This window comes from Streptomyces sp. UF-297 (assembly GCF_058245575.1).
Map to the genome: position 1 here is coordinate 34,747 of NZ_JBSIBZ010000021.1, position 20,163 is coordinate 54,909.

25 protein-coding genes are annotated in these 20,163 nt (G+C 72.1%); 20 read left to right on the top strand and 5 right to left on the bottom strand.

Annotation, left to right across the window (positions count from 1 at the left end; translation table 11 throughout):
• The first annotated feature begins 3 nt into the window (after positions 1–3).
• The 7 genes from priA (at position 4) to AC4IJH_RS15000 (ending at position 4,328) form a co-directional block, all read left to right on the top strand.
• Complete coding sequence (gene priA / locus AC4IJH_RS14970) at positions 4–726, top strand: bifunctional 1-(5-phosphoribosyl)-5-((5-phosphoribosylamino)methylideneamino)imidazole-4-carboxamide isomerase/phosphoribosylanthranilate isomerase PriA (RefSeq protein WP_490852158.1); 723 nt, start codon at positions 4–6, stop codon at positions 724–726.
• Between the two features lie 30 nt (positions 727–756).
• Positions 757–1,152 carry a RidA family protein gene (locus AC4IJH_RS14975; protein ID WP_490852159.1) on the top strand — a complete coding sequence of 132 codons (396 nt, stop codon included), beginning with the start codon at positions 757–759 and terminating at the stop codon, positions 1,150–1,152.
• Between the two features lie 6 nt (positions 1,153–1,158).
• Positions 1,159–1,914 (top strand): imidazole glycerol phosphate synthase subunit HisF, encoded by a 756-nt coding sequence (gene hisF, locus AC4IJH_RS14980; RefSeq protein ID WP_490852160.1) that lies wholly within the window; start codon positions 1,159–1,161, stop codon positions 1,912–1,914.
• Positions 1,915–2,121: 207 nt separating this feature from the next.
• Complete coding sequence (locus AC4IJH_RS14985; protein WP_490852225.1) at positions 2,122–2,322, top strand: hypothetical protein; 201 nt, start codon at positions 2,122–2,124, stop codon at positions 2,320–2,322.
• A 202-nt stretch (positions 2,323–2,524) separates the two neighbouring features.
• Positions 2,525–2,743, top strand: a complete 219-nt coding sequence (locus AC4IJH_RS14990; protein WP_490852161.1) for a hypothetical protein — start codon at positions 2,525–2,527, stop codon at positions 2,741–2,743.
• Positions 2,740–3,117, top strand: a complete 378-nt coding sequence (locus AC4IJH_RS14995; protein WP_490852162.1) for a hypothetical protein — start codon at positions 2,740–2,742, stop codon at positions 3,115–3,117. Before AC4IJH_RS14990 ends, AC4IJH_RS14995 begins: the two co-directional genes overlap by 4 nt.
• 473 nt (positions 3,118–3,590) lie before the next feature.
• A complete protein-coding gene (locus AC4IJH_RS15000; RefSeq protein ID WP_490852163.1) occupies positions 3,591–4,328 on the top strand; it encodes a M23 family metallopeptidase in 738 nt (245 codons plus the stop codon).
• A gap of 40 nt (positions 4,329–4,368) precedes the next feature.
• Here AC4IJH_RS15000 and AC4IJH_RS15005 read toward each other — a convergent pair whose 3' ends face one another.
• Genes AC4IJH_RS15005 through AC4IJH_RS15015 form a run of 3 tightly spaced genes read right to left on the bottom strand, consistent with a single transcriptional unit; the run spans position 4,369 to position 7,803 of the window.
• Positions 4,369–5,109, bottom strand: coding sequence for a succinate dehydrogenase/fumarate reductase iron-sulfur subunit (locus tag AC4IJH_RS15005; protein WP_490852164.1), 741 nt, complete (start codon positions 5,107–5,109; stop codon positions 4,369–4,371).
• Positions 5,106–7,064 (bottom strand): fumarate reductase/succinate dehydrogenase flavoprotein subunit, encoded by a 1,959-nt coding sequence (locus tag AC4IJH_RS15010; RefSeq protein WP_490852165.1) that lies wholly within the window; start codon positions 7,062–7,064, stop codon positions 5,106–5,108. The genes AC4IJH_RS15005 and AC4IJH_RS15010 overlap by 4 nt, the downstream gene beginning before the upstream one ends.
• 1 nt (position 7,065) lies before the next feature.
• Positions 7,066–7,803, bottom strand: a complete 738-nt coding sequence (locus AC4IJH_RS15015) for a succinate dehydrogenase (RefSeq protein WP_490852166.1) — start codon at positions 7,801–7,803, stop codon at positions 7,066–7,068.
• Between the two features lie 94 nt (positions 7,804–7,897).
• Between AC4IJH_RS15015 and AC4IJH_RS15020 the strand changes: the two genes are divergently transcribed.
• The 6 genes from AC4IJH_RS15020 (at position 7,898) to AC4IJH_RS15045 (ending at position 13,572) form a co-directional block, all read left to right on the top strand.
• Positions 7,898–8,797: a LysR family transcriptional regulator gene (locus AC4IJH_RS15020; protein ID WP_490852167.1), complete on the top strand. Its 900-nt coding sequence runs from the start codon at positions 7,898–7,900 to the stop codon at positions 8,795–8,797.
• A 266-nt stretch (positions 8,798–9,063) separates the two neighbouring features.
• A complete protein-coding gene (locus AC4IJH_RS15025; RefSeq protein ID WP_490852168.1) occupies positions 9,064–9,636 on the top strand; it encodes a phosphoribosyltransferase family protein in 573 nt (190 codons plus the stop codon).
• A gap of 90 nt (positions 9,637–9,726) precedes the next feature.
• Positions 9,727–10,695, top strand: a complete 969-nt coding sequence (locus AC4IJH_RS15030; protein ID WP_490852169.1) for a PLP-dependent cysteine synthase family protein — start codon at positions 9,727–9,729, stop codon at positions 10,693–10,695.
• On the top strand, positions 10,692–11,390 hold the full coding sequence (locus AC4IJH_RS15035) for a YggS family pyridoxal phosphate-dependent enzyme (RefSeq protein ID WP_490852170.1): 699 nt from the start codon (positions 10,692–10,694) through the stop codon (positions 11,388–11,390). Before AC4IJH_RS15030 ends, AC4IJH_RS15035 begins: the two co-directional genes overlap by 4 nt.
• Positions 11,391–11,399: 9 nt before the next feature.
• Positions 11,400–12,335: an EamA family transporter gene (locus AC4IJH_RS15040; protein WP_490852171.1), complete on the top strand. Its 936-nt coding sequence runs from the start codon at positions 11,400–11,402 to the stop codon at positions 12,333–12,335.
• Complete coding sequence (locus tag AC4IJH_RS15045; protein WP_490852172.1) at positions 12,316–13,572, top strand: ATP-grasp domain-containing protein; 1,257 nt, start codon at positions 12,316–12,318, stop codon at positions 13,570–13,572. Before AC4IJH_RS15040 ends, AC4IJH_RS15045 begins: the two co-directional genes overlap by 20 nt.
• 53 nt (positions 13,573–13,625) lie before the next feature.
• Here AC4IJH_RS15045 and AC4IJH_RS15050 read toward each other — a convergent pair whose 3' ends face one another.
• Both AC4IJH_RS15050 and AC4IJH_RS15055 read right to left on the bottom strand, forming a co-directional pair.
• Positions 13,626–14,258: a TIGR03085 family metal-binding protein gene (locus tag AC4IJH_RS15050; protein ID WP_490852173.1), complete on the bottom strand. Its 633-nt coding sequence runs from the start codon at positions 14,256–14,258 to the stop codon at positions 13,626–13,628.
• Positions 14,259–14,551: 293 nt separating this feature from the next.
• Complete coding sequence (locus AC4IJH_RS15055; RefSeq protein ID WP_490852174.1) at positions 14,552–14,851, bottom strand: hypothetical protein; 300 nt, start codon at positions 14,849–14,851, stop codon at positions 14,552–14,554.
• A 33-nt stretch (positions 14,852–14,884) separates the two neighbouring features.
• On the opposite strand from AC4IJH_RS15055, the gene hisI reads away from it, so the two are divergent.
• The 7 genes from hisI (at position 14,885) to trpM (ending at position 19,885) form a co-directional block, all read left to right on the top strand.
• Positions 14,885–15,256, top strand: a complete 372-nt coding sequence (hisI, locus tag AC4IJH_RS15060) for a phosphoribosyl-AMP cyclohydrolase (RefSeq protein ID WP_490852175.1) — start codon at positions 14,885–14,887, stop codon at positions 15,254–15,256.
• Between the two features lie 11 nt (positions 15,257–15,267).
• On the top strand, positions 15,268–16,803 hold the full coding sequence (locus AC4IJH_RS15065) for an anthranilate synthase component I (protein WP_490852176.1): 1,536 nt from the start codon (positions 15,268–15,270) through the stop codon (positions 16,801–16,803).
• A 111-nt stretch (positions 16,804–16,914) separates the two neighbouring features.
• Positions 16,915–17,607: a TIGR02234 family membrane protein gene (locus AC4IJH_RS15070; protein WP_490852177.1), complete on the top strand. Its 693-nt coding sequence runs from the start codon at positions 16,915–16,917 to the stop codon at positions 17,605–17,607.
• A 159-nt stretch (positions 17,608–17,766) separates the two neighbouring features.
• A complete protein-coding gene (locus tag AC4IJH_RS15075) occupies positions 17,767–18,000 on the top strand; it encodes an HGxxPAAW family protein (RefSeq protein ID WP_490852178.1) in 234 nt (77 codons plus the stop codon).
• Between the two features lie 127 nt (positions 18,001–18,127).
• The gene (locus AC4IJH_RS15080) at positions 18,128–18,619 is read left to right on the top strand and encodes a DUF2752 domain-containing protein (protein WP_490852179.1); all 492 of its coding nucleotides are present in this window, start codon (positions 18,128–18,130) and stop codon (positions 18,617–18,619) included.
• A 212-nt stretch (positions 18,620–18,831) separates the two neighbouring features.
• The gene (gene trpC / locus AC4IJH_RS15085; RefSeq protein WP_490852180.1) at positions 18,832–19,641 is read left to right on the top strand and encodes an indole-3-glycerol phosphate synthase TrpC; all 810 of its coding nucleotides are present in this window, start codon (positions 18,832–18,834) and stop codon (positions 19,639–19,641) included.
• 16 nt (positions 19,642–19,657) lie between these two features.
• Entirely contained in the window at positions 19,658–19,885 is a 228-nt protein-coding gene (gene trpM, locus AC4IJH_RS15090) for a tryptophan biosynthesis modulator TrpM (protein ID WP_490852181.1), read from the top strand.
• Positions 19,886–20,163: the final 278 nt, after the last annotated feature.

A 20,163-nucleotide genomic window follows, 5' to 3' on the forward strand; every position in this document is an offset into this window, starting at 1 on the left:
CAGATGCCGAAGCTTGAACTCCTTCCCGCCGTCGACGTCCGCGACGGCCAGGCCGTACGCCTCGTCCATGGCGAGTCCGGCTCCGAGACCTCCTACGGCGACCCGCTGCAGGCGGCGCTGGCCTGGCAGCGGGCGGGCGCCGAGTGGCTCCATCTGGTCGACCTGGACGCGGCGTTCGGCACCGGCGACAACCGCGCGCAGATCGCCGAGGTCGCCCGCTCCATGGACATCAAGGTCGAGCTGTCCGGCGGCATCCGTGACGACGCGTCGCTGGCCGCCGCGCTCGCCACCGGCTGCACCCGGGTCAACCTGGGCACCGCGGCGCTGGAGACCCCCGACTGGGTCGCCAAGGTCATCGCCGAGCACGGCGACAGGATCGCGGTCGGTCTGGACGTGCGCGGTACGACGCTGCGCGGCCGCGGCTGGACCCGCGACGGCGGCGACCTGTACGAGACCCTGGCCCGCCTGGACTCCGAGGGCTGCGCGCGCTACGTGGTCACCGACATCAACAAGGACGGCACGCTCCAGGGCCCCAACCTGGAACTGCTGCGCAACGTCTGCGCCGCCACCGACAAGCCGGTGGTGGCCTCTGGCGGCGTCTCCTCCCTTGACGATCTGCGTCAGCTTGCGACTCTGGTACCGGACGGCGTCGAGGGCGCGATCGTCGGAAAGGCGCTGTACGCCAAGGCGTTCACCCTGGAAGAGGCACTGGCCGCCGTGTCCTAGCCGGCACGGCCCGAGATGAAGGGCAGCGTCATGGCCATCGAGCGTGCGAGAAGCGACAGTTCCCGGGAGTCCTGGGAGGAGACCATCGGCTTCGCGCGTGCCGTGGCCGCCGGTGACCGGGTCCTGGTCGCCGGGACGATGCCCCTGGTGGACGGCGTGCTTTACGGCGAGGGCGACCCCTACGAGCAGACCAAGGTCGCCTTCGCCAACGCGCTCGCCGCGCTGGAGCCCTTCGGCCTCGGCGCCGAGGCCGTCGTCCGTACCCGGATGTACCTCACCCACCTGCGTGACGTGGACGAGGCGGGCCGGGCCCACAAGGAGTTCTTCGACGCCGTGCGTCCCGCCACCACCCTGCTGGTGGTGTCCGGTTTCGTCGACTCCCGGGTCCTGGTCGAAGTTGAACTAGAAGCGTATCGAGAGGCCTGAAACACCATGACCCTGGCGGTCCGAGTCATCCCCTGCCTGGACGTCGAAGGCGGCCGGGTCGTCAAGGGCGTGAACTTCCAGAACCTGCGCGACGCGGGCGACCCCGTCGAAATGGCCAAGATCTACGGCCAGGAGGGCGCCGACGAGCTGACCTTCCTGGACATCACCGCCTCCTCCGGCAACCGCGAGACCACCTACGACGTGGTGCGCCGCACCGCCGAGCAGGTCTTCATCCCGCTCACCGTCGGCGGCGGCGTCCGCACGCCGGAGGACGTCGACAAGCTGCTGCGGGCCGGCGCGGACAAGGTGGGCGTCAACACCGCCGCCATCGACCGCCCCGAGCTGATCCGCGAGATCGCCGAGCGCTTCGGCAGCCAGGTGCTGGTGCTCTCCGTGGACGCCCGCCGCGGCGAGTCGGGATCCTTCGAGGTCACCACGCACGGCGGGCGCCGCTCCACGGGCATCGACGCCGTCGAATGGGCGCACCGCGCCGCGGAGTTGGGGGCCGGGGAGATCCTGCTGAACTCCATGGACGCGGACGGCACCAAGGACGGCTACGACACCGAGATGATCAAGGCGGTCCGGGCGCATGTCTCGGTGCCGGTCATCGCCAGCGGCGGCGCGGGAAAGCTCGCCGACTTCGCGCCCGCTGTGGACGCGGGCGCCGACGCGGTGCTGGCCGCCTCCGTCTTCCACTTCGGCGATCTGCGCATCGGCCAGGTCAAGGACGCGCTGCGGGACGCCGGGCACCCGGTCCGCTGAGGCGGCGCCCGCCGAGCCGGGCTCAAGTCCTCTGGCCTGACGACGGCTCAAGTCCTCTGGCCTGACGACACGTTCGTATGATCGTCGGTGACTTCTTGATCGCTCCGTAGTTGATCACGGTGAACGGGGCCGCACCGGCCGGCCCTTCAGGGTGACGGATCAAGGAGTCATGCAGTGAACGACACGATCGGCAACGGACCCAAGAAGCTGTCCCGCTGGGTGGCGCTGGCGGCGGTCGCGGTGGTGGCGACCGGGGTGGCGGCCGGTCCGGCGTACGCCGACGAATACCCCCGCAACTCCCACAACGCCCCCCGCGTCGCCCTGATCAACACCGGCCAGATCGACGACCCGATGGAGGACGTGCTGGAGCACTTCCTGCTCTTCGGCGACGGTTACACCTGGGACTGACCGGCCTCCGCCAGTAAAGGGAGGGCATCTCTGCTTGACGTGGAGGTGTCCTCCCTTTCTGTTGGGCGGGCGCTCTGCCGGTGGATTCCCCGTGTCCTCGGGGTGGCCGCATCCCGCGCCACACTCGTTACCGACCGTGCGAATACAGATTCGGTAGCGGATCTGGTAGTGATCTTGGTGGTGCGCGGCCTACTCTGGCCGCATGCCTGGAATCACGATCGAATTCACCGAGGAAGAGCTGGCTGAGCTGCGCGCGGAGGCCAAGGAGCGGGGCTTGGCGATCAAGCGGCTGGCCCACGACATACTGACCGAGGATGTGGTGCGGCGGCGGCAGAAGCAGCGCTTCGTCGAGGGCGCGGTACGGAAGGCCTTCGAGTACAAGGCGGAGTTCGAGCAGGTCTTTCCGGAGGGGCAGAGGTGATCCTTGACGTCGACGCCGGGTGGATCCTCAATGTCCAGATCGAGGTCTCGCCGCCGAACACGCCCGTACGGGACTGGGGAGCTCTGCACTGCATGGCTGGGCGGCACCGGTACGAGCGCTTTGCGGGAGAGGCGTACTACGAGGAGGCGGCCACCCGGGCCGCCACCTTCCTGCACACCGCGTTGGTGCTGAAGCCGTTCTCCGACTACAACGCCACGATCGGAGCGGCCTGTGCTGATACCTACATGGGCGACTCCGGAGAGCCGATCGCCCCGCCACCCGGCGCCATGGCGCACCTTGTGAGCGAGATCCGCCGAGAAGAAGCGGGCCTGCTGGAAGCGGCACTGCGGCTCCGGGAATGGACGGTCAAGTAACCGCCGCCCGGCCACCGTTCACGGGAAAACGGACGGTGGCAGGGCCGATGGTTGCCCCAGGAGCGGCGCGCGGTGTGGTGGTGTTCATGATGGCGGCGCGCAACGGATAGCGGTGTCCCTGTGGGCTGGCGTGGGCGCGGCGTAGGGGGACGCACGCAGGGCGCGGGGTGGGCGGCGGGTCGCCGGATCCACCGGGGGCGTGCCGCGCCGTGTGCCGGTCGTGACGGCATGCGCCCTGGCATGGGTGCGGGCCGGACCGCACGATGGAGTCCGTCGGCGGGGCCGGCCGGGCCGGATGATGCGGCCGGGGGTGAAATCCCGTGAGAGCGGGCGGAGTTCGAAAGGGGCGGCAGCTGTCCGAGGAGCGGCGTGCGATGTGGTTGTGTTCATGATGGCGGCGCGCTTAGCGTGCACCGCGTTCGAGTGGAGCACTTATCGGAGCACCTTGGACACTCTCGGAAGGGAAACTTTCCATGGCTTCGTCCTCCGGCCGCCACCGTGCGCCCCGGCCCCGCAGCGGCGCCCGACGCCTGCTGGCGAGGGTTTCGGCCGCCGGCGCCACCCTGGCCCTGCCCGTCGCCGGTGCCACCGCCGCGAGCGCGGCGGACTCCGGCAGCTACACCGTCGCCCCCGGTGACAGCCTCTCCCGGATAGCCGAGAAGGCCGGCGTCAGCTGGCACCGGCTCTACGAGCGCAACAGGTCCGTGATCGGCAGCGATCCGGACCTCATTCGTGTCGGGACCACCTTGCGGCTGAGCGGCCAGCGGGCCGCGCGCGCGGGCTCGGGCCGCTCCCATGCGCTGCGCTCGCAGGCCGTACGGCCCGTCAACGGGGGGTTCGCGACGGCCGGTTACCAGGCGGGCGGCAGTCGCTGGGCCAACGGCCACACCGGGCAGGACTTCGCGGTGCCCATCGGGACCCGGGTGCTCTCCGCCATGTCCGGCACCGTGGTCAAGGCGGGCTGGGGCGGCGCGTTCGGCTACGAGGTCGTCATCCGGCACCGCTCCGGCTCCTACACCCACTACGGGCATCTCTCGCGGATCCTGGTCTCCGAAGGGCAGCCGGTGGCCGCGGGACAGCGCATCGCCCGCTCCGGCAACACCGGCAACACCACAGGACCGCACCTGCACTTCGAGGTCCGTACGGGCCCCGGCTTCGGTACGGACGTCAACCCGGTGGCCTGGCTGAACCGGCACGGCGTACGGCTGTGAGGCGCGGCGGGGCGCCCGGGGGCGCCCCGCGCTGGGCCGGTTACCGCTTGCGGGCGGCGCGGACGAACTCGCGGTTCATCTTGGTGATGCTGAACAGCGGGATGCCCTTGGGGCAGGCGGTGGCGCACTCGCCGGTCAGGGTGCAGCCGCCGAAGCCCTCGTCGTCCATGGTGGAGACCATGTCCAGGACCCGGCTCTCGCGCTCGGGGGCGCCCTGCGGCAGCACGTTCAGATGGTTGATCTTCGCCGAGGTGAACAGCATCGCCGAGCCGTTGGGGCAGGCCGCCACGCACGCGCCGCACCCGATGCACTCGGCGTGCTCGAAGGCGAAGTCGGCGTCCGGCTTGGGCACGGGGGTGGCGTGCGCCTCGGGCGCGGCGCCGGTCGGCGCGGTGATGTAGCCGCCGGACTGGATGATCCGGTCGAAGGCGGAGCGGTCCACCACCAGGTCCTTGACGACCGGGAAGGCCGAGGCGCGCCAGGGCTCGACGTCGATGGTGTCGCCGTCGGAGAAGGAGCGCATGTGCAGCTGGCAGGTGGTGGTGCGCTCGGGGCCGTGGGCGTCGCCGTTGATGACCAGGCTGCACGCGCCGCAGATGCCCTCGCGGCAGTCGTGGTCGAAGGCGATGGGCTCCTCGCCCTTGAGGATGAGCTCCTCGTTGAGGGTGTCGAGCATCTCCAGGAAGGACATGTCGGGGGAGATGCCCTCGACGTCGTAGGAGGCCATGGCGCCGGGTGCGTCGCCGTTCTTCTGGCGCCAGACGCGCAGGGTGAGCTTCATGCGTAGCTCCGCTGAGTGGGGTGGACGTACTCGAAGACCAGGTCTTCCTTGTGCAGGACGGGGGCGTCGCCGGTGCCGGTGAACTCCCAGGCGGCGGCGTAGGTGAACTCCTCGTCCACGCGGGCGGCCTCGCCGTCCGGGGTCTGGGACTCCTCGCGGAAGTGGCCGCCGCAGGACTCCGCGCGGTGCAGCGCGTCCAGGCACATCAGCTCGGCCAGCTCCAGGTAGTCCACGATGCGGTTGGCCTTCTCCAGCGACTGGTTGAACTCCTCGCCGGTGCCCGGCACCTTGATGCGGCGCCAGAACTCCTCGCGGATCTGCGGGATGCGCTCCAGGGCCTTGCGCAGCCCCGTGTCGGTGCGGGCCATCCCGCAGAACTCCCACATCAGCTCGCCGATCTCGCGGTGGAAGGAGTCCGGGGTGCGGTCGCCGTCGACGGCCAGCAGCTTCGCCAGCCGCTCGTCGGTCTCCCGTACGGCCTCGGTGACCGCCGGGTGGGAGGCGTCCAGATCGTCCTCGGAGGCGCGGTGCGGGTTGCGGGCGAGGTAGTCGTTGATGGTGGAGGGCAGCACGAAGTAGCCGTCGGCCAGGCCCTGCATCAGCGCGGAGGCGCCGAGCCGGTTGGCGCCGTGGTCGGAGAAGTTGGCCTCGCCGATCGCGAACAGGCCGGGGACGGTGGTCTGCAGGTCGTAGTCGACCCACAGCCCGCCCATCGTGTAGTGGACGGCCGGGTAGATGCGCATGGGCACCTTGTACGGATCCTCGTCGGTGATCCGCTGGTACATGTCGAAGAGGTTGCCGTACTTCGCCTCGACGGCCTTCTTGCCCATCCGCTGGATGGCGTCGGCGAAGTCGAGGTAGACGCCCTGGCCGCCGGGGCCGACGCCACGCCCCTCGTCGCAGACGTTCTTGGCGGCGCGCGAGGCGATGTCGCGCGGGACGAGGTTGCCGAAGGAGGGGTAGATGCGCTCCAGGTAGTAGTCGCGCTCGTCCTCGGGGATCTTGTTGGCCGGGCGGTCGTCGCCCTTGGCCTTGGGCACCCAGATACGGCCGTCGTTGCGCAGCGACTCGCTCATCAGCGTCAGCTTGGACTGGTGGTCGCCGGTGCGCGGGATGCAGGTGGGGTGGATCTGGGTGAAGCAGGGGTTGGCGAAGTACGCGCCGCGCCGGTGCGCCCGCCAGACTGCCGTCGCGTTGGAGTTCATGGCGTTGGTCGACAGGTAGAAGACGTTGCCGTAGCCGCCGGAGGCCAGCACGACCGCGTCGGCGACATACGTGTCGATCTTCCCGGTGATCAGGTCGCGGGCCACGATCCCGCGGGCCTTGCCGTCCACCACGATCAGGTCGAGCATCTCGGTGCGCGGGTGCATCTCGATATTGCCGGCCGCGATCTGCCGGGACAGCGCCTGGTAGGCGCCCAGCAGCAGCTGCTGGCCCGTCTGGCCGCGCGCGTAGAACGTACGGGAGACCTGGACGCCGCCGAAGGAGCGGGTGTCCAGCAGGCCGCCGTACTCGCGGGCGAAGGGGACGCCCTGGGCCACGCACTGGTCGATGATCTCCACCGAGATCTGCGCGAGGCGGTGCACGTTGGACTCGCGGGCGCGGAAGTCGCCGCCCTTGACGGTGTCGTAGAACAGCCGGTGGATGGAGTCGCCGTCGTTGCGGTAGTTCTTGGCGGCGTTGATGCCGCCCTGCGCGGCGATGGAGTGGGCCCGGCGCGGCGAGTCCTGGTAGCAGAACTGCACGACGTGGTAGCCCTGTTCGGCCAGCGTGGCGCCCGCGGCGCCGCCCGCCAGGCCGGTGCCGACCACGATCACGGTGTTCTTGCGGCGGTTGGCCGGGTTGACCAGCTTGGCCTCGAAGCGGCGCTTGTCCCAGCGCTCGGCGATGGGCCCCTGGGGGGCCTTGGTGTCGACGACCGGTTCGCCGGTCGCGTACTGGGCGAATTCGCTCATGTCAGCTCACCACTCCGGTCATGACGGCCACGGGTACGCAGATGAAGCCCACCGTCAGCGCCAGCGCGAGGAGGTTGGCGGTGGCCTTGAGGATGCGGTCACGGGTGGCGTTGCCCGCGCCGAGCGTCTGTGCCGCGCTCCAGAACCCGTGCCGGATGTGCAGGCCCAGGGCGAGCATCGCGACGATGTAGATGACGTTGCCGTACCAGGTGGAGAAGGTCGCGACGACGTTCTCGTACGGATGGCCCGGCTGGGCGTTGGGGTTCACCGTCAGCGCGGTCAGGTCCAGGATGTGCCAGACGATGAACAGGCCGAGGATGATGCCGCCCCAGCGCATGGTGCGGGTGGCGTAGCTGGCGCGCCTGCGCCTGTGCTCGTACTTCCGCGGGCGGGCCGCGATGTCGCGGCGGCTGAGCTGGTACGCGGCGACCGCGTGCACCACCACGGCCAGGACCAGGCCGACCCGGGCGATCCAGATGAACCACTCGTAGTGCAGCAGGGGCTCACCGATGGTGCGCAGCCAGTGCGCGTAGCCGTTGAAATCCCCGGAGCCGAAGAAGATCTTGAGGTTGCCCAGCATGTGGACGACCAGGTAGAGCAGCATGGCGAGGCCGCTGAGGGCCATCGCCGTCTTCTTGCCGACGGTGGAGTGCCACAGCAGGCCCGCGAAGGAGCGCCTGCGGTCCGGTCGCCCGTCCGGCCGCCGCCCCGCCTGGGGTTTCCGAGTGTCCAGTGCCATGGGTCCTGACGGTAAGGACCGTAACCGCCATCAGTCCAAGACATGGTTTCGAATATGTCAATAGGCGTTCTCTATCGACGCGTATGCTCGCCCCATGCAGCTGCAGCAGCTCCGCTATTTCGCCGCCGTCGCCGACACCCGGCACTTCACCCGCGCCGCGGAGCGCGAGCACGTCGCCCAGCCCTCGCTGTCCCAGCAGATCCGGGCCCTGGAGCGGGAGCTGGGCGCCGAGCTGTTCCACCGCGCCCGCGGCCACATCACGCTCACCGACGCGGGACAGACGCTGCTGCCGCTGGCCCGCCGCATCCTCGCCGACGCCGAGAGCGCCCGCCTGGAGGTGCAGGACGTGGCCCAACTGCGGCGCGGGCGGCTGCGGCTGGGGGCACCGCCCAGCCTGTGCGCGAGCCTGGTGCCCGATGTGCTCAGCATCTTCCACGCCGCCTATCCGGGCGTGGACCTGGTCGTCCACGAGGACGGCTCGCAGGACCTGGTACGGGTGCTGGCCGACGGCGAACTCGACCTCGCGCTGATCATCACCCCGCTGCCCGTGCAGGCCCCGGCCCTGGCCACCTCCGAGCTGCTGCGCGAGGAACTGGTCGTGGTCTCCGCGCCCGACCGCCCGGCGCCCGTGGGCCGCCGGCGCATCCGGGTGGAGGATCTGCGCGGGCGCCCGCTGGCGATGTTCCGGCGCGGCTACGACCTGCGGGAGTTCACCACGGCCGCGTGCCGGTCGGCCGGCTTCGAGCCGGTCTTCACCGTCGAGGGCGGCGAGATGGACGCGGTGCTCGGCTTCGTACGGGCCGGCCTGGGCCTCGCCGTCGTCCCCAGCATGGTCGCCGAGCGCTCCGGGCTGCGCGTCACCCGCTTCGCCGAGCCCGCGCTGTACCGCACCGTCTCCGTCGCGCACCGCGGCGATGTCTCGCCGCCGCGGGCCGCCCGCGAGCTGCGGCGCATCCTGATGGCACACCTGGGACTGGAACTGCCGGAGGACTGAGGGGACTTGGCGCGTCCGCGCGCCCGCCCGGCGCGCGGGGCAGGGGTGTCTTTCGGCCACCCTGTCGCGATGGCGCGGGGGTCGGTGCAAGGCGGCGCGCAGGTAGCGGGGGCGCGCGGACCGGCGCACGGCACAGTGGCCCCAAGGTGAACGGGCTGTTTCCAGGCAGAAATATGGGCAGCCATTGCCTTGTATACGTTTGCGGCGGTAATAATGCTTCACTTGCCAAGAAACGGCACAGCAATGGGCACACGGGGGAACGGGGAATGCCGATGTTGCTGGAACAGGTATACGCGGGTGCGCCGACCGTAAAATCGGGGCGGCACCTGACCACGGTCAATGAATTCACCGACCAATCACCCGCGCTCCGCCCGGAAGTTCTCGCGGAGGCCACCAGGCGGCTGGTCGAGATGGGCGACTTCGACTCCGGGAAGATCCTGGTCGAGGAGGACAAGGGGGCCATCCTCGGCAGCGCGGTCTCACTGGCCGTGGGACTGCCGCTCGCCGTGGCCCGCTGGTACACCTACGACCTGAGCGGGCACGGCATCTCGGTGCCCGTCGACAGCGAGTACTTCGCGGGCACGCTCTACATCAACGGCATCGAGGCGGGGGACCGGGTGACGATCGTGGACGACACGATCAGCACCGGCGGCACGCTGATCGCCCTGATCGAGGCCGTACGGGCGGCAGGCGCGCAGGTCCAGGAAGTCCTGGTGGCGGTGGAGAAGCCGGAGAACGGCGGCCGGGAGCGCGTCGCGGAGCGCTTTGGCATCGAGGTCCGCTCCGTCATCCGTATCGCCGTCGACCCGCGCTCCGCGCGCGTGGTCGTCATGGGCTGACGCCGCGCGCACAGCGGCACCGCACACCACAGGACCGCACGGTCCCGCCTGCCCAGCACGACGGTTCGCACCTGCCTTGAGGAGTCCCGTGTGAGCACGCCCAGCCCCGGCGCCGAGACCGGCGGCACGCAATTGTACGAACTGCGCCACATTGCCGAACCGGGCGCCGCCCGTATATTCGCCAAATGCGAATTCCGCAATCCCACCGGAAGCCACAAGGACCGCGTCTTCTCCTACATGATCGACGAGTTGGAGAAGGCGGGATCGATCAGCCCCGGAATGACCTTGGTCGAATGCTCGACCGGAAATGGCGGCGCCGCGCTGTCCCGGGTCGGCGCACAGCGCGGCTACCGCATTCTCATCGTCATGCCCGAAGGCATGACCGAAGAACGCCGGAAACAGATCGCCTCGTTCGGCGGCGCGGTCGTGGAGACCTCGGCGGACGGCTTCCTGCTGGAGGGCGAGGAGACCGCCCGGCGGTACGTGGCCGAGCACCCCGGCAGCCACTTCCTGGACCAGTCCACCAACCAGCTCAACTGGCGCGCCTGGCGCTCCTGCGGCCACGAGATCGTCACCGCCCTGCGCGAAGCGGGCCTGGTCCCAGGCCACTTCATCTGCTCCATCGGCACCGGCGGCACCTTCACCGGGATCGCCGACGTCCTGAAGGAGGCCCACCCCGCCCTGCGGACCCGGGCCGTCGAAGTGGACCGCTCGGCCGCCCTGTACGCCAAGCGCAACGGCCTGCCCTTCGAGCACCACACCCACAACCTGATGGGCCTGGGCCCGGGCAAGGTGCCGGCCAACCTGCGCGAGGAACTCGTCGACGAGGTCGAGCTGATCACTGGCGACGACGGCTGGAACACCATGAAACGCCTCATCGCCGACGAGGGCCTGCCCGTCGGCCCCACCGCGGGCGGCAACATCTTCGCCGCGCAGCGCCTGGCCAGGAAGCTGACCCCCGAAGAGGTCGTGGTCACCGTGCTGTTCGACTCCGCCTGGAAGTACTTCAGCATCTGGGACGGCCGCTACGAGCAGTACCGGACGGGACCGGACGCATGACACCTGACCGCCCGGCCACGGCGGGGCCCGACCCCGCCGCCCGCCTTCTCGCCGTCACCCGCCGCCTCCACCAGGCCTGCGCACGCGCCGGGGCGGCGCCCGGGGACGTACGGCTCGTCGCCGTCAGCAAGTTCCACGGCCCGCCCGCGATCACCGCCGTACTGGAGGCCGGACAGCGCGCCTTCGGCGAGAGCCGCGTCCAGGAAGCACAGGCCAAATGGCCACCCCTGCGCGCGCGTCACCCCGGCATCCGGCTCCACCTCATCGGCCCGCTGCAGACCAACAAGGCCACCGCGGCCGTCCGCGGCTTCGACGTCGTGCACAGCCTGGACCGCACCCGCCTGGCCGCGGCCCTGGCCACCGCCATGGAGCGCACCGGGCGCCGCCCGGACTGCTTCGTCCAGGTCAACACCGGCGACGAGGCGCACAAGAGCGGAGTGCCCGTCGCCGAGACGGACGCGTTCGTCAAGGAGTGCCTGGGCACCTACGGGCTGCCCGTCGTCGGCCTGATGTGCATCCCGCCCTACGGACGCGATCCGCGCCCGCACTTCAGGCTGTTGCGCGCATTGGCCCACGCGTCGGGCCTCGGGGAACTCAGTATGGGGATGAGCGCCGACTTCGAGACCGCGGTGGCCGAGGGAGCGACCACGGTCCGGGTCGGCGAGGCGGTCTTCGGGCCGCGCCCGCGACCCTGAGGAGGCGCCGTGACCGCGCTCTTCGTCTTCAGCCTCTTCTCCGCCCTGGTGGACGTCTTCGCCTCCGAGCGCCTGCAGCACGTGGACCCCGGAAGCGTGGCCGCGGTCGCCTTCACCCTCACCGGAATCTTCTTCTGCGTGCTCGCCGCCGTCCGGCTGCGCCCGGCCCAACTGCTCGCGGTGATCCGGGCGCACGCCGTGGACCTCGCCGTACTGAACGTCACCACCGCCGTGACCTGGCTGACCCTGCTGTACGCCCTCAAGCTCATGGAACCGGCCGTCACCAACGTCGTGTCCATCGCCATCGGCCCGGCCTTCACCGTCCTGCTCCAGGTCCTGTGGTGGAAGCGGGACCGCGTACTGCCGATGGAACTGCTCAGCGCGCTCGGCATCCTGATCACCCTGGCCGGACTGGTCTGGGCGTCGCTGGACGGCCGCAGCGGCGTGGGCGACCGCGCGGCGCTGGCCATGACGCTGGGCCTGTGCGCCGCCGTCGCCTCCGGCGCGGGCGGGGCCGCCAATGTCGTCTTCTCCGCCCGCCTGGGCGCGGCCGGGGTGGACGTACCCACCGTCATGGGCCTGCGCTTCGGCCTGGTGGCGGCCGTCGGCTGGACACTGGCCGCCTTCTCCGGCGCCGAGCAGCTGGGCCGGGCGCTGGTGCCGGGCGCGGTGGTGGCCGTCATCGGCGTCTCCATCCCCGCCTATCTGGTGCAGATCGGGGTGCGCAAGGTGACCCCGATGACCGCCTCCATGATCTGCTCGCTGGCCCCGGCCCTGACCCTGCTGATCCAACTGGCCGACTCCCGGCTGACGTTCTCGGTGCCGTCGACCATCGGCATCGCCGTGATCACCGTCTTCATCGCGATCGGACTGCTGGCCCGCCGGGGCGCACCCCCGGCCTCGGCGCTCCAGGAAGGCAAGATCCATGCAGTGTCTGATAGTTGACGCCTACTCCACCGGCCGCTTCCTGCCCGCCGCCCTCGCCGAACGCGGGGTCAAGTGCCTGCACGTACAGAGCACCCCCGGCATCCCCGACTACCTCCAACGGACCTTCCCCCAGGGCGCGTTCACCGAGAGCCTGGTGTACGACGGCGACCTGGAGGCGCTGCTGGCGGCGGTGCGCCCGGCCGCCCCCGCCTTCGTCCTGCCCGGCAACGAGACCGGCGTCGACCTCGCCGACACCCTCGCCCGCCGCCTCGGCCTGCCCGGCAACGCCCGCGACGAGCGGCGGGTGCGGCGCGACAAGTACGACATGGCCATGGCCGTACGGGCCCACGGGCTGCGCGCCCCCGACACCCTGCGCACCTCCCGCTTCGACGCCGCCCTCTCCTGGGCCAGGGCCCACGGCCGCTGGCCGCTGGTGGTCAAACCCGCCGACAGCGCGGGCACCGACAACGTCTTCTTCTGCGCCGATCCGGTCGAACTGTGTACCGCCTTCGGCCACATCCTGTGCTCGACCAACGTCCAGGGCGCCCGCAACAAGACCGTCGTCATCCAGGAACACCTGGCGGGCACCGAGTACTTCGCCAATACCGTCAGCGTGGCGGGCCGCCACCACATCGCGGAGATCTGGCGCTACCACAAGCGGCGCGGCCGCGGCGGGGCGGCGATCTACGACTACGAGGAGCCGCTGACCGCCGACGACCCGGCCGCCGCCGCCCTCAGGCCCTACCTCCTGGGCGTCCTGGACGCACTCGGCGTACGGCACGGACCCGCCCACTCGGAGGTGATGCTCACCGCCGAGGGGCCGGTCCTGATCGAGACCGGCGCCCGGCTGGCCGGCAGCATCCTGCCGCACGTGGTCAGCCGCTGCTTCGGCACCAACCACGTGGAGCTGACCGCCCTGGCCAGCAGCGACCCGGCCGCCTTCGCCGCGCGGACCACGGGGTCGGCCGAGCCGCGCACCGGGCTGCGCTATGTCTCGCTGATCTCGCCGTTCGCCGGGCGGCTGACGTCCCTGGACGGCTTCGAGCGGCTGCGCGAACTGCCCTCCTACGCCGACCACTTCCTCGGCATCCGGGCCGGCGACTACCTCAACCCCACGGTGGACGCGGCGACGTCGCCCGGCGTCTGCTACCTCCTGCACGAGGACGAGCGGCAGATCGAGGCGGACTACCGGCGGCTGCGCGCGCTGGAACTGAAGGGGGCGGGCGGCCTCTACGAGGTCGAGAGAGCGCGGTGAGCGCCCGGGGGCCGGCGGCGTCCGCCCCCGGCCCCGGCTCTTGCCTCGTACGCCTACAGGCCGAGCTTGGCGTCCAGCACCTTGGCCACCGCGTCCTTGTCGCCGTCCAGCTCGACACCGGCCGCGGCCTGCCTGCCGTAGACGAACAGCAGCAGCTCGCCCGGCTCGCCGGTGGCCGTGACGACCGGCGTGCCGCGATGGGCCACCGCGGTCTGGCCGTTGGGGCGGCGCAGCACCAGGCCGACCGGGGACCTGCGGCCCAGGACCCGGGCCATCTTCTCCAGCCGGGACCACAGCGCGTCGGCGAAGACGGGGTCCAGCTCGCGCGGCGTCCAGTCCGGCCGCCCGCGGCGCACGTCCTCGGAGTGGACGTAGAACTCCACGGTGTTGGAGGCCTCGTCGATCTGCTTGAGCGAGAACGGGGAGAGCCGGGGCGGCCCGGTCCGGATGAGCTGGATCAGTTCCTCGTACGGCTTGGCGGCGAACTCGCTCTGCACCCGCTCCAGCCGGGCGGCCAGCGGCTTGACCAGAAGGCCGCCCGCCGCGTCCGCGCGCCGCTCGCGCACCACGACGTGTGCGGCCAGGTCCCGCGTGGTCCAGTTCTCGCACAGGGTCGGTGCGTCGGGCCCTGCACCCTCCAACAGGTCGGCCAACAGGAGTCGTTCGCGCTTGGCATGGGTCGACATACCGCCAGCCTACGACCGGGGCGCGGCCGGTGCCACGGCGCCGCGCTCCGGGGGCCTTCGCCGACGGGCCCAGGGCCCGGGGTGTACCGCAGGGCGGCTGCGGCGGGTGCCGTACGGCCCGCGGGCCCCGTGGCGTAGCGGCCTCTACGCCCCCTACGGGGAAGTCCGGCGCGGTACCGCGCCCCTTGAGGGGCGCGGGGCTGTGTCGATATGCGGCTCCGCCGCGTGGGCGCGACCAGCCACGGACGGCCCGCAGCTGAACGACCGCCTTCCAGGGCGCACCGGAAGGCCCGTCAGCGGCGCAGCAGCACCGCCGTGACAACGATGACCGCGGCGACGAAGACGGCACACAGCAGGACGGTGGCGACCTTGGCGGCGCGGTCCGGCGCCGGAGGAGGCGGCGGCGGACCCGGCTGCGGCTGCGCGTACGGGTACACGGGCGCGGACGGATAGGCGTACGGGCCGGGCGGACGCTGGGCGAACTGCGGCGGCGGGCCCGCCGGGGCGTGCGGCGGCTGCGGGCCCGGCCCGGTCGGGGGCGTGGGCGGGCCCGGCTGGTGGTCAGGCGGGGGCGGAGCCTGCTGGTAGGTCATACGGGCAGCATGCCGCACGGCACAATGGGGCGTATGAGCAGCCGTGTCTCCCCCGCCGACTCCGCACTGGACCCCGCCGTCGCCGCCCGCCTCAAGCGCGACGCGGACGGCCTGGTCCCCGCCGTCGCCCAGCAGTACGACACCGGCGAGGTGCTGATGCTCGGCTGGATGGACGACGAGGCGCTGCACCGCACCCTGACCACGGGCCGCTGCACCTACTGGTCCCGCAGCCGCCAGGAGTACTGGGTCAAGGGCGACACCTCGGGCCACTTCCAGCACGTGAAGTCCGTCGCCCTGGACTGCGACGCCGACACGATCCTGGTCAAGGTCGACCAGGTCGGCGCGGCCTGCCACACCGGCGCCCGGACCTGCTTCGATGAGGACCAGCTCTCCCTGGGGCGATAGGCTCCGCTGGCATGACCACGGGAACCACCGGCACCGCCACCCCTGACCTGGAGCACTTCCGTACGCTCGCGAAGGACCGCCGGGTCATCCCGGTCACCCGCCGCCTGCTCGCCGACGGGGACACCCCCGTGGGCCTGTACCGCAAGCTCGCGGCCGAGCGCCCCGGCACCTTCCTGCTGGAGTCGGCCGAGAACGGCCGTACCTGGTCCCGCTATTCGTTCATCGGCGTACGCAGCGCCGCCACCCTGACCGCGCGCGACGGACAGGCGCACTGGCTGGGCACCCCGCCCGTCGGCGTCCCCACCGACGGCGACCCGCTGGCCGCGCTGCGCGCCACCGTGGAGACCCTGCACACCCCGCACGATCTCATCGAGGGCCAGGGCCTGCCGCCCTTCACCGGCGGCATGGTCGGCTACCTCGGCTACGACATCGTGCGCCGCCTGGAGAAGATCGGCGACCGCACCGCCGACGACCTGCGCCTGCCCGAGCTGACCATGCTGCTCACTTCGGACCTGGCCGTACTGGACCACTGGAACGGCACGGTCCTGCTGATCGCCAACGCCATCAACCACAACGACCTGGACACGGGCGTGGACGAGGCGTACGCGGACGCGGTGGCCCGCCTGGACGTGATGGCCGAGGACCTCGCCCGGCCCGCGCCCGCCAGCGCCGCGGCCCTGCCGCCCTCGCAGCTGCCGCCGTACACCGCCAAGTGGGGCGGCCCCTCCTACCAGGACGCCGTCGAGGACATCAAGGAGCGCATCCGGGCCGGAGAGGCCTTCCAGGTCGTGCCCTCCCAGCGCTTCGAAACCCCGTGCACGGCAAGCGCGTTGGACGTCTACCGGGTGCTGCGGGCCACCAACCCCAGCCCGTACATGTACCTCTTCCGCTTCGAGGGCGACGACGGCGAGCCCTTCGACGTCGTCGGCTCCAGCCCCGAGGCGCTGGTCAAGGTCGAGGGCGGGCAGGCCATGCTGCACCCCATCGCCGGCACCCGCCCGCGCGGCGCCACCCCGCAGGCCGACCAGGCCCTGGCGGACGAGCTGATGGCCGACCCCAAGGAGCGCGCCGAGCACCTGATGCTGGTGGACCTGGGCCGCAACGACCTGGGCCGGGTCTGCGAGCCCGGCAGCGTCGAGGTCGTCGACTTCATGACCATCGAGCGCTACAGCCACGTCATGCACATCGTCTCCACGGTGACCGGGCGGCTCGCGCCGGACCGCACCGCCTTCGACGTGCTGACCGCCTGCTTCCCGGCCGGGACCCTCTCGGGCGCCCCCAAGCCGCGGGCGATGCAGATCATCGAGGAGCTGGAGCCGAGCCGGCGCGGCCTGTACGGCGGCTGCGTGGGCTATCTCGACTTCGCCGGCGACTCCGACACCGCCATCGCCATCCGCACCGCCCTGCTGCGGGGCGGCACGGCCTACGTCCAGGCCGGCGCGGGCGTGGTCGCCGACTCCGACCCGGCCGCGGAGGACACCGAGTGCCGCAACAAGGCGGCGGCGGTCCTGCGGGCGGTGCACACGGCCAACGGCCTGGGGCGCTAGGTCCAGGCGTCGCAGGCCAGAGGGGACTTCGACGACAGGCCCTGGGCGCAGCTACGGGCTGCGGCACCCCGTCCGCACGGGCCGGTGCGGCCGTGCGGGATAGTGGGGGGTGTGAGTGCCCTTCCTCAGCCCCGTACAGGCAGCGAGACCGAGACCGGCGCGCCGGCCGGGCCCGAGATCACGTCCGCGGGCGCGGGGCGGTCCGCGTCCCGCGGCGCCCGGCGCAGTCTCGCCCTCGCGCTGCTGCTCGGCGCGGCCGGTGCCGCGCTCGTCCTGCTCGCCTCCGGCCGTACCTGGTCCAGCGCCACCGCGGCCCTCGCGCAGGGCGACCTGCCGCAGACCGCCAGCGGCCAGGACGTCACGGGCGTGCCCGGCGCGCTGGCCGTCGTCGGACTGGCGGCCCTCGTCGCGATCTTCGCGGTGCGCGGGGCGGGACGGTACGCCGTCGCGGCCCTGCTGGCCCTCAGCGGCCTGGGCGCCGCCCTGAGCACCGTCCTCGGCTACGCCGACACCTCCGCGCTCAAGGAGAAGGCCGCCACCGCGACCGGCCTGGCCGGCACCGACGTCCACCAGGTCAGCCACACCTTCTGGCCGTGGGTGGCGGTGGCCGGCGGCGTGCTGCTGCTGGGCGCGGGGCTGCTGGCGCTGGTCCGCGGGCGGCACTGGCCCGCGATGTCGGGCCGCTACGAGCGCGGTACGGGCGGCGCCCGCGGCCCGCGCCGCGCGGCGGCGGCACCGGACATGGAGCGCCCCGAGGAGATCTGGAAGTCCCTGGACCGCGGCGAGGACCCCACGGCCCGGTAGCGCCCGGCGGCGCCCGCCGTCCGCGCAGGTCCCGCCCGGCGTCACCGCAGGGCCGACCCGGTCGCGAAGGGGCCCCGCGCATCGGGGACAATGGACGATGAGCGATCACTGCGCCCGGACCGCCCGGAGCCTGGCGCGATAGAGCAACGAGGAGCACTCATGTCGAGCAGTGGCCACGGACACACCCCCGCCGCCTGGACCGGCGTCATCATTTCGTTCATCGGCTTCTGTGTCGCCGGCGTCTTCATCGTCTTGGCCAACGTGCCCGGCTTCTGGGCCGGCATGGTCCTGATCGGTCTCGGCGCCGTCGTGGGCGGCCTGATGCGCGCCGCCGGCATGGGCCAGGCCAAGCGCACCGCGCAGCCCGCCAAGGCGCAGCCGCAGCAGGGCTGACCCGAGCGGCCCTGACCGGCTCCCGGCGACCCTACGAAGGCGCAGCTTCCCGGCTTCCCGTACGCACCGATCCCGTACGGGCGCCGAGATGCTGCGCCTTCGCGCATGCCACAGCACAATCGGCACCGTGAGCGACCCCGTGACCCAGCCCGGCCCGCCTGTCAGCCCGGCCGCCACACCGGCCCCTGCGCCGCCGGACCGGGCCGCCCCCGCGCGGCGCGGCCCGCTGCGCCGCCTGGCCGCTCCCGCCGGCACCCTGGCCGCCGCCGTCGCCGCCTTCGCCTACGTCGGCGCCGTCGACCCCAACGAGCCCGGGCACTACCCCGTGTGCCCGCTGCTGCACTTCACCGGCCTGTACTGCCCCGCGTGCGGCGGGCTGCGCAGCGCGCACGCCGTCGCGCACGGCGATCTGGCCACCGCGCTGGGCGCCAACGCACCCGCCGTCGCCGGCTACGCCGCCTTCGCGCTCTTCTGGGTGATCTGGTGCACACGGGCGGCCGGCGGGCTGCCCACCCGCGGACCGCGGCTCGGGACCGTCCACTGGTGGGCGCTCGGCGGGCTGCTGCTGGCCTTCACCGTGCTGCGCAATCTCCCCTTCGCCTCGGCTCTGATCCCCTGACCGGCCCAGCGGCCCGCCCCGGGGACGAGGGGGTCGTACGCGGCTTCCGGCGGGCCCGCGGCGGCCCGTATATGTCCAGGTTGTGGGACCGCCGTCAACCGGGTGCGAGACCTGTGCCCCTCGCCGGATACCATCGTCAGAGCCTGAGGGGACGGCATCTCGCCCCCAAGGGCGACTGTCACCCTCCACCGCTCAAGAAGGAGGCCGCTCGCGTGAGTGTGCTCGACGAGATCATCGAGGGAGTCCGCGCCGACCTCGCAGAGCGGCAGGCGCGTGTCAGCCTCGACGAGCTCAAGGAGCGGGCCCTAAAGGCGCCGCAGGCCAAGGACGGCGTGGCGGCCCTCAAGGGCGACAGCGTCACGGTGATCTGCGAGGTCAAGCGCTCCAGCCCCTCCAAGGGCGCGCTGGCCGCGATCGCCGACCCCGCGGGGCTCGCCGCCGACTACGAGGCGGGCGGCGCGGCGGTCATCTCCGTCCTCACCGAGCAGCGCAAGTTCGGCGGCTCGCTGGCCGACCTGGAGGCCGTCCGCGCCAAGGTCGACATCCCCGTCCTGCGCAAGGACTTCATCGTCACCGCCTACCAGCTGTGGGAGGCCCGTGCGTACGGCGCCGACCTCGCGCTGCTGATCGTCTCCGCGCTGGAGCAGGAGGCCCTGGTCTCGCTGATCGAGCGCGCCGAGTCCATCGGGCTCACCCCGCTGGTCGAGGTCCACGACGAGGACGAGGTCGCGCGGGCGGTGGACGCGGGCGCACGGATCATCGGCGTCAACGCGCGCAACCTGAAGACCCTGGAGGTCGACCGCGGCAACTTCGCCCGGGTCGCCCCCGAGATCCCCGACCACATCGTCAAGATCGCCGAGTCGGGGGTGCGCGGGCCGCACGACCTGATCGCGTACGCCAACGACGGCGCCGACGCCGTACTGGTCGGCGAGTCCCTGGTCACGGGCAAGGACCCGCGGACCGCCGTCGCCGACCTCGTCGCGGCGGGCTCCCACCCGGCCATCCGCCACGGGCGGGCCTGAGGGCCGGATCGCCGACATGACCGCCGCCTCCCGCCGCCGCACGAGCCCGGGCACCTGCCCGGGCCCCGTCGGCGTGCGCGCGGCGGCGGCCTGCGATCCGTACGCGGCCCTGAGCCGCGGCTGCCGCCCGCGGGGCTGCCGGGCTCCCGCGCGGCGCGTCCACGGACGCCGCGTCCGCTACCACATCGGCTCCGAGCCGGGGCAGATCAACGGCCGCCGATGGCGGGCGGGCGCTGCGCGCTGAGTCGGCTTTTTCCGCGCCCCACTCATCCCCCCACCCCCGAACCCACCCCCCGCCCCCTCCCCCTTTAGGGGGAGGAGGGGGGAGGGGGCGGGGGAGCCGCGCGGCGGGGATTCGGCGACGCCGGGCGGACCCTGGCTGATGTCCGCGGCGGGCCTTGGCTGATCTCTGTGGTGGGGCTCGGCCGATCTCCGCGGTGGGCTCGGTCGACCGCCGTGGTGGGCCTCGGCCGACCGTCGTGGCGGCCTCTGCGGTCTCCGTGGCAGCCGTCATGGTGGTTG

What these genes read in the sequence shown, in the direction of transcription:
- priA (WP_490852158.1), top strand. Translation starts at nt 4, where the DNA reads ATGCCGAAGCTTGAACTCCTTCCCGCCGTCGACGTCCGCGACGGCCAG.
- AC4IJH_RS14975 (WP_490852159.1), top strand. Translation starts at nt 757, where the DNA reads ATGGCCATCGAGCGTGCGAGAAGCGACAGTTCCCGGGAGTCCTGGGAG.
- hisF (WP_490852160.1), top strand. Translation starts at nt 1,159, where the DNA reads ATGACCCTGGCGGTCCGAGTCATCCCCTGCCTGGACGTCGAAGGCGGC.
- AC4IJH_RS14990 (WP_490852161.1), top strand. Translation starts at nt 2,525, where the DNA reads ATGCCTGGAATCACGATCGAATTCACCGAGGAAGAGCTGGCTGAGCTG.
- AC4IJH_RS15000 (WP_490852163.1), top strand. Translation starts at nt 3,591, where the DNA reads ATGGCTTCGTCCTCCGGCCGCCACCGTGCGCCCCGGCCCCGCAGCGGC.
- AC4IJH_RS15005 (WP_490852164.1), bottom strand. Translation starts at nt 5,109, where the DNA reads ATGAAGCTCACCCTGCGCGTCTGGCGCCAGAAGAACGGCGACGCACCC.
- AC4IJH_RS15010 (WP_490852165.1), bottom strand. Translation starts at nt 7,064, where the DNA reads ATGAGCGAATTCGCCCAGTACGCGACCGGCGAACCGGTCGTCGACACC.
- AC4IJH_RS15015 (WP_490852166.1), bottom strand. Translation starts at nt 7,803, where the DNA reads ATGGCACTGGACACTCGGAAACCCCAGGCGGGGCGGCGGCCGGACGGG.
- AC4IJH_RS15020 (WP_490852167.1), top strand. Translation starts at nt 7,898, where the DNA reads ATGCAGCTGCAGCAGCTCCGCTATTTCGCCGCCGTCGCCGACACCCGG.
- AC4IJH_RS15025 (WP_490852168.1), top strand. Translation starts at nt 9,064, where the DNA reads ATGCCGATGTTGCTGGAACAGGTATACGCGGGTGCGCCGACCGTAAAA.
- AC4IJH_RS15035 (WP_490852170.1), top strand. Translation starts at nt 10,692, where the DNA reads ATGACACCTGACCGCCCGGCCACGGCGGGGCCCGACCCCGCCGCCCGC.
- AC4IJH_RS15045 (WP_490852172.1), top strand. Translation starts at nt 12,316, where the DNA reads ATGCAGTGTCTGATAGTTGACGCCTACTCCACCGGCCGCTTCCTGCCC.
- AC4IJH_RS15050 (WP_490852173.1), bottom strand. Translation starts at nt 14,258, where the DNA reads ATGTCGACCCATGCCAAGCGCGAACGACTCCTGTTGGCCGACCTGTTG.
- AC4IJH_RS15055 (WP_490852174.1), bottom strand. Translation starts at nt 14,851, where the DNA reads ATGACCTACCAGCAGGCTCCGCCCCCGCCTGACCACCAGCCGGGCCCG.
- hisI (WP_490852175.1), top strand. Translation starts at nt 14,885, where the DNA reads ATGAGCAGCCGTGTCTCCCCCGCCGACTCCGCACTGGACCCCGCCGTC.
- AC4IJH_RS15065 (WP_490852176.1), top strand. Translation starts at nt 15,268, where the DNA reads ATGACCACGGGAACCACCGGCACCGCCACCCCTGACCTGGAGCACTTC.
- AC4IJH_RS15075 (WP_490852178.1), top strand. Translation starts at nt 17,767, where the DNA reads ATGTCGAGCAGTGGCCACGGACACACCCCCGCCGCCTGGACCGGCGTC.
- trpM (WP_490852181.1), top strand. Translation starts at nt 19,658, where the DNA reads ATGACCGCCGCCTCCCGCCGCCGCACGAGCCCGGGCACCTGCCCGGGC.